The organism is Natronobacterium gregoryi SP2, assembly GCF_000230715.2.
Classification (GTDB): Archaea; Halobacteriota; Halobacteria; order Halobacteriales; family Natrialbaceae; genus Natronobacterium; species Natronobacterium gregoryi.
Genome location: NC_019792.1, coordinates 1,409,158 through 1,423,834, shown reverse-complemented (window position 1 = coordinate 1,423,834; position 14,677 = coordinate 1,409,158). Strand labels below are relative to the sequence as shown.

16 protein-coding genes are annotated in these 14,677 nt (G+C 63.5%); 8 read left to right on the top strand and 8 right to left on the bottom strand.

Annotated elements, in window-relative coordinates; genetic code table 11:
- The first annotated feature begins 19 nt into the window (after positions 1 to 19).
- The gene (locus tag NATGR_RS06975; protein ID WP_152417506.1) at positions 20 to 1,333 is read left to right on the top strand and encodes an ABC transporter ATP-binding protein; all 1,314 of its coding nucleotides are present in this window, start codon (positions 20 to 22) and stop codon (positions 1,331 to 1,333) included.
- A gap of 230 nt (positions 1,334 to 1,563) precedes the next feature.
- Positions 1,564 to 1,743 (top strand): hypothetical protein, encoded by a 180-nt coding sequence (locus tag NATGR_RS20180; protein ID WP_015233419.1) that lies wholly within the window; start codon positions 1,564 to 1,566, stop codon positions 1,741 to 1,743.
- On the opposite strand, the gene NATGR_RS06970 is transcribed toward NATGR_RS20180, so the two are convergent.
- Together NATGR_RS06970 and NATGR_RS19885 are read right to left on the bottom strand one after the other, a co-directional pair.
- Positions 1,730 to 2,269, bottom strand: coding sequence for a hypothetical protein (locus NATGR_RS06970; RefSeq protein WP_005579009.1), 540 nt, complete (start codon positions 2,267 to 2,269; stop codon positions 1,730 to 1,732). The genes NATGR_RS20180 and NATGR_RS06970 overlap by 14 nt on opposite strands.
- 160 nt (positions 2,270 to 2,429) lie before the next feature.
- Positions 2,430 to 2,591 carry a DUF7556 family protein gene (locus tag NATGR_RS19885; RefSeq protein WP_005579011.1) on the bottom strand — a complete coding sequence of 54 codons (162 nt, stop codon included), beginning with the start codon at positions 2,589 to 2,591 and terminating at the stop codon, positions 2,430 to 2,432.
- Positions 2,592 to 2,720: 129 nt separating this feature from the next.
- Between NATGR_RS19885 and NATGR_RS06965 the strand changes: the two genes are divergently transcribed.
- Both NATGR_RS06965 and glyS read left to right on the top strand, forming a co-directional pair.
- Positions 2,721 to 3,572, top strand: coding sequence for a CBS domain-containing protein (locus NATGR_RS06965; RefSeq protein WP_005579013.1), 852 nt, complete (start codon positions 2,721 to 2,723; stop codon positions 3,570 to 3,572).
- Positions 3,565 to 5,361: a glycine--tRNA ligase gene (gene glyS, locus NATGR_RS06960; protein ID WP_005579015.1), complete on the top strand. Its 1,797-nt coding sequence runs from the start codon at positions 3,565 to 3,567 to the stop codon at positions 5,359 to 5,361. Before NATGR_RS06965 ends, glyS begins: the two co-directional genes overlap by 8 nt.
- A gap of 534 nt (positions 5,362 to 5,895) precedes the next feature.
- Here the strand turns inward: glyS and NATGR_RS06950 are convergent.
- Complete coding sequence (locus NATGR_RS06950) at positions 5,896 to 6,792, bottom strand: DMT family transporter (protein ID WP_005579019.1); 897 nt, start codon at positions 6,790 to 6,792, stop codon at positions 5,896 to 5,898.
- A gap of 186 nt (positions 6,793 to 6,978) precedes the next feature.
- Between NATGR_RS06950 and NATGR_RS06945 the strand changes: the two genes are divergently transcribed.
- Positions 6,979 to 7,446, top strand: coding sequence for a universal stress protein (locus NATGR_RS06945; protein ID WP_005579021.1), 468 nt, complete (start codon positions 6,979 to 6,981; stop codon positions 7,444 to 7,446).
- Between the two features lie 13 nt (positions 7,447 to 7,459).
- On the opposite strand, the gene NATGR_RS06940 is transcribed toward NATGR_RS06945, so the two are convergent.
- Positions 7,460 to 8,107, bottom strand: coding sequence for a cyclase family protein (locus tag NATGR_RS06940; RefSeq protein WP_005579023.1), 648 nt, complete (start codon positions 8,105 to 8,107; stop codon positions 7,460 to 7,462).
- Positions 8,108 to 8,173: 66 nt separating this feature from the next.
- Here NATGR_RS06940 and serB point away from each other — a divergent pair, with 66 nt between their 5' ends.
- Both serB and NATGR_RS06930 read left to right on the top strand, forming a co-directional pair.
- On the top strand, positions 8,174 to 8,818 hold the full coding sequence (gene serB, locus NATGR_RS06935; protein ID WP_005579025.1) for a phosphoserine phosphatase SerB: 645 nt from the start codon (positions 8,174 to 8,176) through the stop codon (positions 8,816 to 8,818).
- Between the two features lie 241 nt (positions 8,819 to 9,059).
- Complete coding sequence (locus tag NATGR_RS06930; protein WP_005579026.1) at positions 9,060 to 9,440, top strand: hypothetical protein; 381 nt, start codon at positions 9,060 to 9,062, stop codon at positions 9,438 to 9,440.
- Positions 9,441 to 9,684: 244 nt separating this feature from the next.
- Here NATGR_RS06930 and metX read toward each other — a convergent pair whose 3' ends face one another.
- The 3 genes from metX to NATGR_RS06915 all read right to left on the bottom strand — a co-directional run bounded on the left by metX (position 9,685) and on the right by NATGR_RS06915 (position 13,018).
- Entirely contained in the window at positions 9,685 to 10,893 is a 1,209-nt protein-coding gene (metX, locus tag NATGR_RS06925; RefSeq protein WP_005579028.1) for a homoserine O-acetyltransferase MetX, read from the bottom strand.
- Positions 10,890 to 12,248 carry an O-acetylhomoserine aminocarboxypropyltransferase/cysteine synthase family protein gene (locus NATGR_RS06920; protein ID WP_005579030.1) on the bottom strand — a complete coding sequence of 453 codons (1,359 nt, stop codon included), beginning with the start codon at positions 12,246 to 12,248 and terminating at the stop codon, positions 10,890 to 10,892. Before NATGR_RS06920 ends, metX begins: the two co-directional genes overlap by 4 nt.
- A 500-nt stretch (positions 12,249 to 12,748) precedes the next feature.
- On the bottom strand, positions 12,749 to 13,018 hold the full coding sequence (locus NATGR_RS06915; RefSeq protein ID WP_005579033.1) for a hypothetical protein: 270 nt from the start codon (positions 13,016 to 13,018) through the stop codon (positions 12,749 to 12,751).
- Positions 13,019 to 13,284: 266 nt separating this feature from the next.
- On the opposite strand from NATGR_RS06915, the gene hisB reads away from it, so the two are divergent.
- Positions 13,285 to 13,872, top strand: a complete 588-nt coding sequence (gene hisB / locus NATGR_RS06910) for an imidazoleglycerol-phosphate dehydratase HisB (protein ID WP_005579036.1) — start codon at positions 13,285 to 13,287, stop codon at positions 13,870 to 13,872.
- Here the strand turns inward: hisB and NATGR_RS06905 are convergent, their stop codons facing one another.
- Positions 13,873 to 14,559: a hypothetical protein gene (locus NATGR_RS06905; protein WP_005579038.1), complete on the bottom strand. Its 687-nt coding sequence runs from the start codon at positions 14,557 to 14,559 to the stop codon at positions 13,873 to 13,875. It lies immediately after the preceding gene.
- Positions 14,560 to 14,677: the final 118 nt, after the last annotated feature.

Genomic DNA, 14,677 nt, shown 5'->3' with positions numbered 1-14,677 from the left:
ACGCCTGCTCGGCTCCGAGATGACCGGCGAGGATGTCGGCTACGGCGAGACGCTGATCGAAGTCGACGGGCTGAAGAAATACTTCAGCCAGGAGTCGGGCCTGCTCGGCGGCGTCTCCCTCGAGTCGGACCAGTTTCCGCCGATCAGTGTTAGCCGGACTCGTGTGAAAGCCGTCGACGACGTCAGCTTCGAGATCAAGCGCGGCGAGACGCTGGGACTGGTCGGCGAGTCCGGCTGTGGGAAGAGTACGCTTGGCCGGACGATCCTCCGCTTGCTCGAGCCGACCGACGGAAATATCTACTTCAAGGGTGACGACCTCGCGGAACTGAGCGGCGAGCAACTCCGGCAGAAACGGTCGGAGATACAGATAATCTTCCAGGACCCACAGTCGTCGCTGGACCCACGGATGACGGTCGGCCAGATCATCGAGGAGCCGATGCGGGCCCACGACATGGTAGACGAGGAGAGACGGGAGGCCCGTGCCAAAGAACTCCTCGAGAAAGTCGGGCTCGATCCCCACCACTACAACCGTCACCCACACGCGTTCTCGGGCGGGCAGCGCCAGCGTGTCAACCTCGCGCGTGCACTGTCGGTCAACCCGGACTTCATCGTCTGTGACGAGCCAGTGTCGGCACTCGACGTCTCGATCCAGGCACAGGTGCTGAACACGATGGAACAGCTCCAGGCGGAGTTCGGGCTCACGTATCTCTTTATCGCCCACGACCTCTCGGTCATCCGGCACATCTCCGATCGTGTGGCGGTGATGTATCTCGGGAACGTCGTCGAACTCGCCGAAAAAGAGGAACTGTTCGAGAATCCACAGCACCCCTACACCGAGGCGCTCCTCGAGTCGATCCCGGTGCCGGACCCTCGCGACAGCGACGCCCGTGGCGTCCTCGAGGGAGAGGTTCCGAGCCCGGTCGATCCCCCCTCTGGCTGTCGGTTTCGGACGCGGTGTCCGCGACTGATCGCTCCCGAGGGGTACGAGTTGACCGACGAGGAGTGGGAGCGGACGCGGGCGTTCATGCGGGCGGTCAAGCGACGAACGTTCGAACCGGCGACGGCAGCCGAGCTTCGACGCGAGTTTTTCGGCGAACGATTGCCGACGGGTGCAGCCGGCGAGATCGTCGACGAAGCGATCGAGCACGTGGCGACGGATCACGACGAGAGGGGCGACGACGAGAGGAGTCCCACCGACTGGGAGTCGGCGACGGACCTGTTGCTCGAGTCGTTCGCTCGACAGAGCATCTGTGCACGCGAGCGGCCGGCCTACGAGGTCGAACCGGCGTACGGTTCCGGGACGCACTACACCGCGTGTCACCTCCACCGGTGATACTGTCGGACAGAAGTCAATACGAAGTCGGTCGCGGATTTGCGGCCGTCTCCACCGATGACGGCCGCAACAGAGGATCGATCGTCACGTCGTTCTGCCCGGCAGTATGAGTCACGGTTCTGTAGTCGCGACCAGTAACGTGTTCACGGTGACATCCGCCTCGCCGTAACCGGTGGAATGCTCTCCTCGCAGAAAGATAGTTGAAATGGTGCCACACTATTGACTCGTATATGAGTAAGGTTCTATCCGTCCTGGCGTCCGACAGTCGAACCGGTGCGAGAGTAAAGCGACGGATCGGCCACTCCCCACAGTTCTCGGGCGTCCAGACGGGCGATAACGGGCGACCCGACCGGCAGGTCTCTCCAGGTGGGTTCCTGACTGGGCAAGGGTTCCTTTTCAGCGAATCGTAATCGTTGTCGAATCACTGGGTTCGAACGCGTCTTCGTGCGTCGCGACGAACGCACGGACCTCGTACTCATCGGGGTCGGGCAGGACGGACTCGCGGCGATCCTCCCGGGCGCGTTCGAATCGGCCGTTCCAGGTGAACGACGCGCGTTTTCGCTCGCCGCCCGCGAAGTCGAACGACGACGGACGGGCACGCGTGTAGCGGCGTTCGTCGCTGGCCTCGAGTTCGTCGTCGATCGTCCAGCCCCAGGGCCGTTGTCGGGGGGTCGGCACCTCGACCGGAACGGGGAGTCGGTTCTCGAACTCGACCGTTATCTCGACCGGCTCGTCCGGTTCGTAGGTGTCCCGGTCAGTCGTGACGGAGACGGCGATCGCACGTCGGGCCAGTACGGTCGGGACCAGTGCCGAGAGAAAAGAGCCTGTCGCGGACTCCGAGTCACCGGTGTCGATGCCGAACGCGTCGGCGACGGGAGACGACGGAGACGAGGTCGACTCCGACGGCGATCCGTCGCGGGATCGCGGATCAGTCATACGATGGCGAAAGATCGCCCGGCACTAAACGATACGGTCCCTGATACGGATTGCTGTCAGTCAGTTCCGGCGCGACCACAGGAGGGCTCGCGGTCGCGCCGGTACAGCATTCTGCATGACGGAAGGCCCACGGTCGAAAAGAGACACACTTCCCGCGACGTTATCGCCAGGCTCGAAGCGTCGATGCGTCGTCGGCCTGCATCGAAATCCAGGCGTCGTCGGCCGAGATATCCGCGATAACGTATTCGTCGCTCGAGTCGACCGTATCGATCGAGCCGACGACCGTCTCGCCGGACGTCGTGGAGTGGGGGTTCGACTCCATGTCTGTGAGTGACAATCAGGTACGTATAAAATCGTCGAATCGAGCCGTCACCGTGGAGCCGAACAAATTCGGTGCCTTCCGAACTGGGAAGCACTGGGTTTATACTCATTTTTGCCCTACGGTGGGGACATGAACGTAGCTGACGCGATGACGCCCCGCGAGGACGTGGTGACCGCGGAACTGCCTGGCACCCGTTCGGATGTCCTCGAGTACCTGCAAGAACAGTCGTTTTCGTCCGTTCCGGTCGTCAAACCGTCCGACGGCGGTCCGGAATACCGGGGACTGATCTCACGAGACGCGCTGATCGAACAGCCCGACGAAGACCAGCTCGTCATGCTGATGGAAGACGTTCCCACGACGACGGCCGAGACGTCGCTCGAGAAACTCGCGGAGACGATGGTCGCGGAGGGTGCACGTCGTGTCCCCGTTGTCGACGGCGAGTTCGAGGGGATCGTCACGATCACCGACGTGATCCACGCGATCGCGACGGGCGATCAGGCGACCGACGGTTCCGTCGAGGCGCACGCGACCGGGAACGTCAACACGACCTACGAGGGAGCACCGCTGCCCGTCGCCGAACGAGAACTGTACTACGCGAACGTTCCCTACACCGTCGCGCTGGACGACGACGGGAAGATGAGTGGCGTCCTCACGGAAGTCGACATCATCGACGTCGCCCGGATCGTCGAGGGCGAGGAAGCGACCGGTGACAACTTCCCGGATCAAGACTCAGAGTGGTCCTGGGAGGGGATCAAGGCCGTCGGAAGCCGATACCTCCCTACTCGAGACATCGAGCTTCCGGCCGGCTCGGTCAGCGAGTTTATGACCGAGGACGTGGTGACTGTCTCTGGCAACACGTCGATTCAGGAGACGGCACAGCAGATGATCAGCAACGATGTCGAACAGATTCCGCTGGTGACGGCAGAACAGCTCGCAGGTATCGTTCGCGACGTCGATCTCCTCGAAGCACTCTATGAGTAAACAAGAAAAAGCCGATCCCGACGAACAAACGAGCGAAAAACTGGTCGAACTCGCCAAGCGCCGAGGCTACTTCTTCCAGTCTTCCGGAGCGTACGGCGGTGTCGGCGGTTTCTACACGTTCGGCCCGCAGGGTGCGTCCCTGAAAGGCAACGTCGAGGACGCCTGGCGCGACCGGTTCGCCGTCGCCGAAGGCAACATGGAGATCGACGCGCCGACGATCATGCCCGAACCCGTCTTCGAGGCGTCGGGCCACCTCGAGACGTTCGACGACATGCTCGTGGAGTGTCCGGAGTGTGGCGAGAGCCATCGCGCGGACCACGTCGTCGAGGACAACACCGAGTACGAGGACGCCGAGAGCCTCCCCATTCCGGAAGTCGAGGAGGTCATCGCCGAGTACGAACTCGTCTGTCCCTCCTGTGGCACAGGACTTGCGGGTCAGGCCGTCGAGACGTTCAACCTCATGTTCGCGACGAACATCGGCCCCGGCGACTCCGATCCGGGCTACCTGCGTCCCGAAACGGCCCAGGGCATCTTCGTCGAGTTCCCACGCCTGAAGGAGTACGCGCGCAACCAGTTGCCGTTCGGCGTCACCCAGATCGGGCGGGCCTACCGCAACGAGATCAGCCCGCGGCGCTCGATCATTCGGACCCGCGAATTTACGCAGGCCGAACTCGAATACTTCGTCGACCCCGAGGAAGACGAACCGGACCTCGAGTCTGTCGAAGACGTCGAGGTGACGTTGTATCCCGCCAGCGAACAGCACAGCGAAGGCGGCGACGAACTCGAGACGACGATCGGCGAGGCCGTCGAAGACGGTATCGTCGGCGACGAGTGGGTCGCGTACTTCCTCGGTATCGCCAAACCGTGGTACGAGTCGATCGGCGTCGACATGGATCGGTTCCGGTTCCGCCAGCACCTCTCGGGCGAGCGGTCCCACTACGCCGCGGACTGCTGGGACGCCGAGAGCGAAATAGATGGGAACTGGATCGAACTCGCCGGCTTTGCCAACCGAACCGACTACGACCTCTCGAAACACGACGAGTACTCCGACGACCGCTTTACGATCTTCAAACAGTACGACGAACCCAAGACCGTCGAACGCGCGACGGTCGATCCGGACATGAGCTATCTGGGTCCGGAGTTCGGCGGTGCGGCCCAGGACGTCGTCGACGCACTCGAGACGCTCGCCGAACGGGATCGGTCGGCCTTCGAGAGCGACGTCGTCGAGATCGAACTTGAGGGTGAAGGTGGGGGCGAGAACGAGGCGGAGACTCACGAGATTCCTGTCGAGAAGGCCGGCTTCTCGGTCGACGAGGAGACGATCGCCGGCGAGCACATCACGCCCCACGTCATCGAACCTTCTTTCGGCGTCGATCGAGTGATCTACACTGTCCTCCACCACGCCTACCGCGAGGACGAGGTCGACGGTGAGGAGCGGACGTACCTGGCACTCGAGCCCGAAGTCGCGCCGACGTTCGTCGGCGTCTTCCCGCTGCAAAGCGACGACGATCTCGAGTCGGTCGCCGACGAAATCGTGAGCGATCTGCGAAAGCTCGGCCTTTCGGCCACCTACGACGACTCGGGCAACATCGGCCGCCGCTACCGTCGTCAGGACGAGGTCGGAACGCCGTTCTGTGTCACCGTCGACTACGAAACGATCGAAAACGAGGAGACGACAGTTACCGTCCGCGAACGCGACACGACCGACCAGAAGCGACTCCCTGTCGAAGACCTCGCCGAGACACTCGCCGAAATTCGGGACGGCGACCTCGAGTTCGCAGACCTCTAGTGGCGGGCCACGCCTGAACTGATCGGTCGAATCTGGCGGTGTGGCTCGATTCGACCCGTCAGTCGACGGTTGGGACGGTACCAGGGACTCAATCCGCCTGCAGCCCGCCGATTTCTCCGTCAACGACGAGATGGTCGACGACGTAGATTGGGCTGAGTGCGAGGCTGCCGATGGTGGGGCCGACGAACTTTCGGGACGGGAAAGCGAGCGGAGCGCGATCGTCGGGACGATGAGAGTCGACATGACGACGACTCGTCCGGCGACACCGATCGCTCGACACGTCGCCTCAATCTCTTTTCCGATCGGTGACTGTGCGATCGGTCTCATCCCGATCACGCCGAGGACGAATTCGACGACTCCCACTCCCAGGCTGCCCAACAGAGAGAAGGTGACAAAGAGAAGAAAGACGGCGGCCAAATCGATCAGCACGTCGCCTTTCGTCGGTGGACGGTCCGGAAACACCGCACGGGAGACGAGCGAACGCATCCAGGAACTGTTCTATCGATCTGCGTAAGTCGGTCTTGAGAAGACGGCTCAGATCGTGATCAACACCGCACCCAGGACCACCAGCGCCGCCCCAGCGACGACGCCGCGAGTCACTCGCTCGAGATCACGTAGCAACAGCGCTGCGAACGCGAGCGTAAAAAGCGGCGCGGTCGCGACGAGTGGATCGACGATGGCGATCCGGCCCTCCTCTAAGCCGAGTGCGGCCATCAGTGACAGCATCGCGACGGTCGTCACCAGGCCGCTGCCGACGAAATACCGGTATGAGGCTCGTGGTTTCTTGAGGACGTCCCGTCCGCCGACGGCGAGGACGTATGCTGCGAGTGCGACCAGCCCTGCCGTCTCGTTGATCGCGACTGCCTCGAGCGCCGAAATTGGCGTCTCGAGCATGCCGTACCGACGGGCGACGTTTGCGACGGCGAAGGTGAGGGCGGCGGCGATCGGCCACAGCAACTCGCGGGGTTGCCAGCCTTCGAGGTCGCCGCCCTGGGAGGCGGTCAACACCGAAAGTCCGCCGACGAGGACGCCGATGCCGAGCCCCGTCACTGGTCCGAGCGGTTCGCCCAGGAAGACCAAGGCGATCAGCGTTGCGAACAGCGGTCGCGTGCTGAGTATCGCGCTGTTGAGGCTCGCGCCGACCTTGTCGACGCCGACAAAGATCGTGATTCGCCCGAGTGCGGTGCCGACCACGCCTGCGAAAGCGAAGACGGTGAGTACCTCGAGTGTGAGTCCGGAGAACGCCGATCGGCCGTAGAGTCCGGCGATGACGAGCCAGTAGATCGTCGAGTCGACGAGCACGACGACCAGTGACGCCTGTACCGAGCCGCCGCCCGCGGCCATCCCGCGCTTGTCGAAGATCGGAGCGAACCCCCAGAAGACCGCCGGGATCAGGGCGAGCACCAGGACCTGAAGCGTCGCGCTCGTCATCGTCGTTCCTCCGGTCCGGGTCGGACTGTCATCGCCCGAACTGGGGGTGGCTAACGTGTCAACGTTGCGGATCGAGATGCTGTCGGCTTTTGCCGCCTCGAGACTGTCCGGAATCCGGGATAGTCGCTCTTCGACCCATGGAACGCGGCACCGACCATTATTTCGGTTCGACGCGTATCGTCGCGTATGTACGATCGAATCCTGCTACCGACCGACGCGGAGAAGGGAACTGAACTGGCGACCGAACACGCGATCGCCGTCGCCGCTCACACCGACGCCGAACTGCATCTGCTGTCCGTCGTCGACAGCGACGTCTACAGTTCGTACACCGGCGACGAGTACGTCCACGAGTTCGAGGGACTCGAGGCGGCACTCGAACAGACGGGCGAACACGCACTCGAGGCGGTTGCCGAGTCGGCCCGCGAGGCGGGCATCGAGCCTGAACCGGTCGTTCGTCACGGGACGCCACACGAGGAGATCATCGACTACGCCGAGGAGGCAGATGTCGATCTGCTGGTCATGGGGTCGAAAGAGCGGTCGGGTGAGTACCGTCGACTGATCGGCAGCGTCACCGACCGCGTCGCTCGGTTGGCGTCGCGTCCGGTGACGATCGTCAAGACGCCGGTCGAGGAGGAGTCGGCAACCGTCTCGTAGCGACGGTCGGTAGCTACTCGAGGTCGGCGACGGCCCGAACCGGTGAGGCGTCGCCGTCGTTCACCGGGAGCGGGAACGCATAGAGCGTGAACCGCTCGGGAAGCCGCTCGAGGTTGGTCAGATTTTCGAGAATCGGCAGCCCGGTGCCAAGCAGTTCGCGGTGGGCGGGAATCCCGTCCGGTTCGTCCGCGCTCGCCCGCTCCGTCGGGGTCGGGTCCGGGCTGAGGGTGTCGGTCGCGACGCCACAGTCTGCGTCCCGAAGCGTTCGTGCAGCGGCCGGCGTGAGATACGGATGGTCGAGGTAGGCGTCCGTATTCCAGTGGTCGTCGTAGCCGGTCCGGACGACCAGTAAGTCCGTCGACTCGAGTTCGATCGTGTCTGGCAGCTCCGTGGGTTCGATCGCTTCCCGTGGATCACAGGGTGTGAGGTCGACGAACCGTGCGTCGAAAACGTACTCGCCGACATCGCGGTCCGTGAGGCTGTCGCCGTCCGGTTCGGTGTGGCTCGGCGCGTCGATATGGGTGCCCGCGTGACTGGAACAGCGCAGTTCGCTGACGGCCGCGCCGTCGTCCGGAACCGTCGTCACTGCCGAAATCTCGACTGCAGGGTCGCCAGGGTACGTCTGCATCCCGGACTCGATCGGCTGGGACAGGTCGCGCATACTGGTCGTTCGGCCGCGTCCGCAAAACCTGAACTGGTTTATCCGGTCGTGTCCAATCGGCGACCGATGACAGTCGTCGCTTTCGACTTCGACGGGACGCTCTCCGACTCCGAGATGACCGTGTTGCTCGGTGACCGCTGTGGCGTCGCCGACGACATGGCCGAGATCACCGAACGCGCGATGAACGACGAAATCGGCTATGCTGAGAGTCTACGGGAACGGGCGGCCCTGCTCGAGGGGCTCCCCGAGGACGAAGCTCACACTGCGTTCGCGGAAGTGGAGCTTCGGCCAGGCGCTGCGGACCTGATCGCTGACCTGAACGACGCCGGCGTCACGACGGCTATTCTTACCGGCGGATTCGAACGCGGCGTCGTGGCGGCACTCGAGGGCGAGGACGTCTCAGTCGACCACGTCGTCTCGAATCGACTCCCGGTGGCGGGTGGCCAGTTGATGGGCGACGTGGCTGGTCCACTCGTCGAAGGCACCAAAGACGACGCGCTCGACGACCTCGCGGACGAAGTCGGCGTTCCCACGTCCGATACCGTCGCGGTCGGCGACGGTGCGAACGATCTGCCGATGCTCGAGGTCGCCGGTCTCTCGATTGGGTTCGACCCGAAACCGGCCGTCGAACCGGCGTGTGACGTCGTCGTCACCTCGATGGCAGCGGCCCGCGAGGTGTTCGCCAAACGGGCGATTCTCGAGACGGTCTAACCGGTCGGCTCTCGTTGATTCTTTTCGGAGCGTGTGCGCTGCTGGCGTCGTGTCGGGTGAGTGTATCGCCACGCGATCGCCGGGCGCTGCCGGCACCGACTCGTTCGGTCTGGACGAGGCGTTCCCGATCGCAGAGTAACTTTCAAACTCGAGGGAACGTCCGTTTTCGACGAGTATGGGTCGTGAGGGGGCACTTCACGACCAATGGAGTTATTAACTCAACAGCGAGTAAGTAGTTTTGATGATGTGGCAAGACTTCGTATTCCTGATTGGTAGTGGTCTCTCGGTCGTCTTCCTCGCACCGACGCTTCGCGATGCGACTGCACGAGTTCCCCTTGGAACGAGCCTTCCGTCGATGGCCATCGGCTTCGTGTACGGCCTGACGTTCGTGAGCCTCGGCATGACGTTCTCGGCAGCCGGTTCGATCGCCGCGGGCACCATGTGGTCGTTGATCGCTTTGGTCCGCTCACCGACCGGAAACGACTGGCTCACCGTGCGACGGAGGGAGTACTCGCTGTTCGCCGAGGACGCCGTTCGGTGGTTCGATCGACGCAGGAGCGGTTCCCCCCGTCTCGCGCAGTACGAGATCGACCGACCCGTTTACGAGCACGCGGACGACTGATACGGACTGCTGTCCCGATTGGCCGGCGCGACCGCGCCCTCCTGCGATCGCGCCGGCACTGACTGACAGCAAACCGTATGATACGACCTGTTCTCTCGATTTCCCGGCGCAGCCGCGAACCAGCTCGTGGTTGCGTCGTCGATGACGGACAACAATCCGCATGCGTGCCAGTGGCGGGCCACGCCTGCACTGCTGTCGATCCCAGTCAGCCGGTCCGACCAAGTAGTCGACGGCTGGAACGGTACTACGTCGAGAAGAGACTCGAGTGGACAGGTGCGAAGTCGTCCGACTCCGACGTTTCCGTGCCGCCGGTATCGCTGATCGTTCGTGCCGACAGTCCGTCCTCGAGCAACCCCGACAGTGGCGGACCGACTTTTTCCGGTTCGACGAGGAAAGCGTCGTGGCCGTGATCGGACTCGACGACGTGGTGAGCGACGTCGACGTCGACCTCGCGGGCCGCTTTTGCCACCGCTTCCGATTGGTCGACCGTGAAGTGCCAGTCGCCGGTAAACGACTGCAGGAGTAACTCGCCGTCGAACGCCGCGAGCGCATTGGCGTCGCTCTCGTAGCCCGCCGAGAGGTCGAAGTCGTCCATCGCACGGGTCAGGTAGAGGTAGCTGTTGGCGTCGAACCGACTGACGAACTTGTCGGCCTGGTAGTCCAGGTACGATTCGACCTCTCGGTAGGGAAAAAACGACGCTGCGGGGTCCAGCGGCTCTTCACGGACGGTCTCTCGCCCCGCGGAGCGGCGGCCGAACTTCCGAGCCATCGACGACTTCGAGAGGTACATGACGTGGCCGATCTGACGTGCGCGGGCGAGTCCGTCGTCGGGCTCGGGACCCGCGTAGTAGTGGCCGCCGTTCCAGTTCGGGTCCGACGTGATCGCCCGCCGAGCGACGGCATCGAGCGCGAGACACTGTGCGTCGAGGCGTGCGGCAGTCGCAACCGCCCCGGCACGGCCGACATCGTCGGGATACCGGCGCAACCAGTCCAGAACGTTCATTCCTCCGACGCTACCGCCGACGACGGCGTGGAGTCGGCCGACGCCGAGTTCGTCGAGCAGTCGTCGCTGGGCGCGCGTCCAGTCGCCGACCGTCACCGGCGGAAAGTCGGTTCCGTAGGGCTCGTCGGCCTCGGGGTTCGTACTCGAGGGGCCGGTCGTCCCGTAACACGATCCCGGGACGTTCGCACAGACGACGTAGTACTCCGTGGTGTCGATCGCTTTTCCGGGGCCGACGATGTCGCCCCACCACGCGCGGGCCTGCCCGGCCGTGTCGTCGTCTGCGTCGGGGCGGCGCGCGACGTGAGCGCTGCCGGTCAGGGCGTGACAGACGAGGACCGCGTTATCGCCGGTGAAGTCGCCGTACGTCTCGTAGGCGACCTCGAGCGACGGAATCGCCTCGCCCGAGAGAAACGCGAACTCGCCGAGGTCGATCGTGTCTCTGGTCGTCACTGGCTGTCACCTTCGTCGGCCCGACGTGTCGTCTTTTCGGAACCGGTCGTCGCCGCCGAAATCGCTTGTTCGAGGTCGGCCAGGATATCCTCGGGCTCTTCGATCCCGACGGACAGCCGGACGAGGTCGGGCGTGACGCCCGCTTCTTCCTGTTCGTCGGGCGAGAGTTGCCCGTGGGTCGTACTCGCGGGATGGATGACAAGCGTCTTCGCGTCACCGACGTTCGCGAGGAACGAGGCGAGTTCGACGTTCTCACAGACCGCTTTCCCACCGTCGAACCCGTTCTCGAGCCCGAACGCGACCATCCCACCGAAGTCCTCGAGATAGCGCCGGGCGTTGTCGTGGGTCGGGTGGTCTGCGAGTCCGGGATGTGTCACCCAGGCCACGTCCTCGTGGTCCGCGAGGTACTCCGCGACGACCTGGGCGTTCTCGCAGTGTTTCTCCACCCGCAACGGCAGCGACTCGAGTCCCTGCAGCGTCTGCCAGGCGTCGAACGGCGACTGCTGGTTGCCAAGCGTCCGCAGTGACCGATAGCGCACAGCGGCTGCGAACGGTGCCTCGGGGAAGTCACGCGAGAAATCGACGTCGTAGTAGGCGTGGTTCTCGCCGCCGATCTCGTCGTATCCGTACTCTCCCCACGGGAACGAACCGCCGTCGACGAGCACGCCGCCGACCGTCGTCCCGGAGCCGTGGAGCCACTTGGTCGTCGACTCCCAGACGAGGTCTGCACCGTGCTCGAGTGGCCGACAGAGCGCGGGCGTCGCGAACGTGTTGTCGACGACGAGCGGGACGCCGTGCTCGTGGGCGAGCCCCGCGACGCGCTCGAAGTCGGGCGTCACCAGCGACGGGTTGCCGATCGTCTCGACGTGAACGAACGCCGTCTCGTCGTCGATCGCGTCCTCGTAGGCGTCGTACTCGCATGTCGGAACGAACCGCGGTTCGATGTTCCGGCGGGTTGCAGTCTTCGAGAAGTACGTCGTCGTCCCACCGTAGGTGTCGGTCGAGACGACGACGTTGTCGCCCGCCTCGGCGAGAAGCAAGACCGCGGAGTCGAGCGCGGCCATCCCGCTGCCCGTCGCGACAGCGCCCGTCCCGCCTTCGAGCCCAGCGAGTCGCTTCTCGAGCGTTCTCACCGTCGGGTTGCCGATCCGCGAGTAAATGTATCCGTCGTCCTCGAGAGCGTACCGCTTGGCTGCGGTCTCCGTATCCTCGAAGGCGTAGGAGGTCGTCTGGTGGATCGCCGGTGCTACCGCACCGGTCGCCGGATCTGGTGATTGGCCGCCGTGTACGCTTTGCGTTCCGAATCCGGACGGGTTCGGCTCGTTATCGACTCCGTCGCTCGCATCGCCACTCATGTCTGATATGCATACTCCCCTATGACTATATGCGCCATAGTAACGGCAAAAACTACTGCTCGTGGGAAGGGGCCACATGGCAGTCGTGACGGAAGCGACACCGAGGTGGATCACTGTCGGTCGTCGACAGCTAGGGATTATCGTAGCCAACCGGAGGTTTCGAAGTCCGTCCTTCGACGCTGTGTCGTGGTTCGTCACGGGAAAACTATGAACTCCTACGATAATCCCTAAGCACGACCGCAACTTCTCTTGTCGCCGTCGGCACGTCGCTACAGCAAACCATTGCATGACTCGGCCGCGCGATCGACTCCTCTTTCGGGTCCGGCACGCCCACTGCGTGATAAACGGGCGGCCGTCGACGTGCCACTCGAGGAGTAGTGCCGAGTCGCCACGACGGACCGTCAGTCGTGGCGACGCTCATACGGTTTGCTGTACCGATGTCCCGGCGCGACCGCAGGAGGACTCGCGGACGTGCCGGAACTGACGGACAGCAAACCGTATCAGTCTTGATTGTATCCGTGACCGAGATACAGCGCGACGACGTTGATCGCAAGCAATACGAGGAACGTCAGTATCACGCTCGAGTCGCCGAGTCCTTGTGCGAGCAGCGGGACGTGGAGGAACGGGAGGGCAATCGCGACCCAAAACGAGAGGAACTGGGCCGGACCTTTGACCGAGTGAAGATACTGGCTAGACCGGTCGTGCTCTTGCTCCGTTTCGGTGCCGGACGGGCCAATCGATTCGTTCGAGAGCGGGGAATGATTCGACATCGCTTACCTTGTCTCGACTCCGACTTTCACCCTCGACATCATATAACGGGGTGAATATTGACTTCGTTTCCACTCGTTTCACCGCATTATCGCCCGTATACTGACTTTTTATCGATGGTCGAGAGACGGTTTAACGTTTTATGAAACTATCTAAGGCCACAACACCCATCTGTCGCCTTCCGTCGGACAGATCGAGGTGAGGTGGCCACTCCCCGCTTGCCGGACCGAGCGCAACCACCTTGTATCGGCGGTTCGATCGGTGAGGTATGAGCGACCGAACCGCGACGATCACACGGGACACCGCCGAGACGTCGATCGAGTGTACCGTGACGATCGACGGCACTGGCAACGCCCACGTCGATACTGGAGTCGGCTTTTTCGACCACATGCTCGAGTCGTTCGCCAAACACGGCCTGTTCGACCTCGAGATCGACTGCGACGGCGACCTCGAGATCGACGACCACCACACCACAGAGGACGTTGCGATCGTCCTCGGGAACGCGATCGACGACGCGCTCGGCGATCGGTCGGGCATCGTCCGATATGCTGACCGGCAGGTTCCACTGGACGAAGCCGTCGCGAGTGCCGTCGTCGACGTCAGCGGCCGGCCCCGCTTTTATTTCGACGGGGAGTTCTCTCAGGACGCGATCGGCGGATTCACCAGCGACATGGCACGTCACTTCGGCGAGTCACTCGCCATGAACGCCGGCCTCACGCTGCATCTCGAGGTCACCGGCGAGAACGCCCACCACGAGGTCGAGGCCCTGTTCAAGACACTTGCCCGGACGCTGGACGATGCGACGCGGATCGACGAGCGGCGTGACGGGACACCGAGTACGAAAGGAACGCTGTAGCTACGGCTTTCGGAGCTTTCCTCGCTTCTGCTCGAACTCTCCCGTCTCGATCGCGTGATCGACGATCGTCGCGACGGCGTCCCGATCGACGCCGTATGCCTCGGCGACGAACGATTCAGCCTCACGACGTTTCATCGGAAACTCGCGGCTGTTCAGGAACTGTACGACTTTCACGTACGCCCGCGATGCGCGCTCCCGACTCGAGTCCGCAGCCTCGCCGTTCGTTCCCGTGTCCGATCCGCAACCGTCGGCACTTTTCCGGCCGGATTCGGCCCTGGTCTCGTCGCTGGCCGCCTTCGTCGTCGCGGACGGTGCAACGGATACCTCGTCGTCGGAGGCGGCTGTTCGATCGGCATTCGCTCCCGTCCCGTCGGTCGCCGTGCCCGACTGTGACCGGTCGTGTCGCCGGGTCGCCGTCTGCCGTTTCCGTTTCTCGTCGCGGCCGGCGTTTCGTTCGGCTGTCGTACTCGTACCGGAGTCGTCTCGCCGCCTGTTGCTCCCGTCTTCGGATTCGGCGCGGAGACGCGCAACCAGTGGCTCGAGAAGCAACTGGAGTTGCTTCCGACAGTTCCCACAGAGTGCGACCCGACGCTGTTCGTCGTCGGTCGGCTCGAGTTCGGGCGGAATCACCTCGAAGGTGCCGACGGCGTCGTCCCCACAGAAATCACAGTTCCGAAGTTGACGCATGCGAGTGAGTACTCGGTCGAGTCGGTAAAATCGTCTGGCAGATGAATACTCGTCTCGACTAGACTGTCCCACCGTCGAACGGGTCGAACCCGAGGAACGAACGCACTCGAGGGCAACC

What these genes read in the sequence shown, in the direction of transcription:
- NATGR_RS06975 (WP_152417506.1), top strand. Translation starts at nt 20, where the DNA reads ATGACCGGCGAGGATGTCGGCTACGGCGAGACGCTGATCGAAGTCGAC.
- NATGR_RS20180 (WP_015233419.1), top strand. Translation starts at nt 1,564, where the DNA reads ATGAGTAAGGTTCTATCCGTCCTGGCGTCCGACAGTCGAACCGGTGCG.
- NATGR_RS06970 (WP_005579009.1), bottom strand. Translation starts at nt 2,269, where the DNA reads ATGACTGATCCGCGATCCCGCGACGGATCGCCGTCGGAGTCGACCTCG.
- NATGR_RS19885 (WP_005579011.1), bottom strand. Translation starts at nt 2,591, where the DNA reads ATGGAGTCGAACCCCCACTCCACGACGTCCGGCGAGACGGTCGTCGGC.
- NATGR_RS06965 (WP_005579013.1), top strand. Translation starts at nt 2,721, where the DNA reads ATGAACGTAGCTGACGCGATGACGCCCCGCGAGGACGTGGTGACCGCG.
- glyS (WP_005579015.1), top strand. Translation starts at nt 3,565, where the DNA reads ATGAGTAAACAAGAAAAAGCCGATCCCGACGAACAAACGAGCGAAAAA.
- NATGR_RS06950 (WP_005579019.1), bottom strand. Translation starts at nt 6,792, where the DNA reads ATGACGAGCGCGACGCTTCAGGTCCTGGTGCTCGCCCTGATCCCGGCG.
- NATGR_RS06945 (WP_005579021.1), top strand. Translation starts at nt 6,979, where the DNA reads ATGTACGATCGAATCCTGCTACCGACCGACGCGGAGAAGGGAACTGAA.
- NATGR_RS06940 (WP_005579023.1), bottom strand. Translation starts at nt 8,107, where the DNA reads ATGCGCGACCTGTCCCAGCCGATCGAGTCCGGGATGCAGACGTACCCT.
- serB (WP_005579025.1), top strand. Translation starts at nt 8,174, where the DNA reads ATGACAGTCGTCGCTTTCGACTTCGACGGGACGCTCTCCGACTCCGAG.
- NATGR_RS06930 (WP_005579026.1), top strand. Translation starts at nt 9,060, where the DNA reads ATGATGTGGCAAGACTTCGTATTCCTGATTGGTAGTGGTCTCTCGGTC.
- NATGR_RS06920 (WP_005579030.1), bottom strand. Translation starts at nt 12,248, where the DNA reads ATGAGTGGCGATGCGAGCGACGGAGTCGATAACGAGCCGAACCCGTCC.
- NATGR_RS06915 (WP_005579033.1), bottom strand. Translation starts at nt 13,018, where the DNA reads ATGTCGAATCATTCCCCGCTCTCGAACGAATCGATTGGCCCGTCCGGC.
- hisB (WP_005579036.1), top strand. Translation starts at nt 13,285, where the DNA reads ATGAGCGACCGAACCGCGACGATCACACGGGACACCGCCGAGACGTCG.
- NATGR_RS06905 (WP_005579038.1), bottom strand. Translation starts at nt 14,559, where the DNA reads ATGCGTCAACTTCGGAACTGTGATTTCTGTGGGGACGACGCCGTCGGC.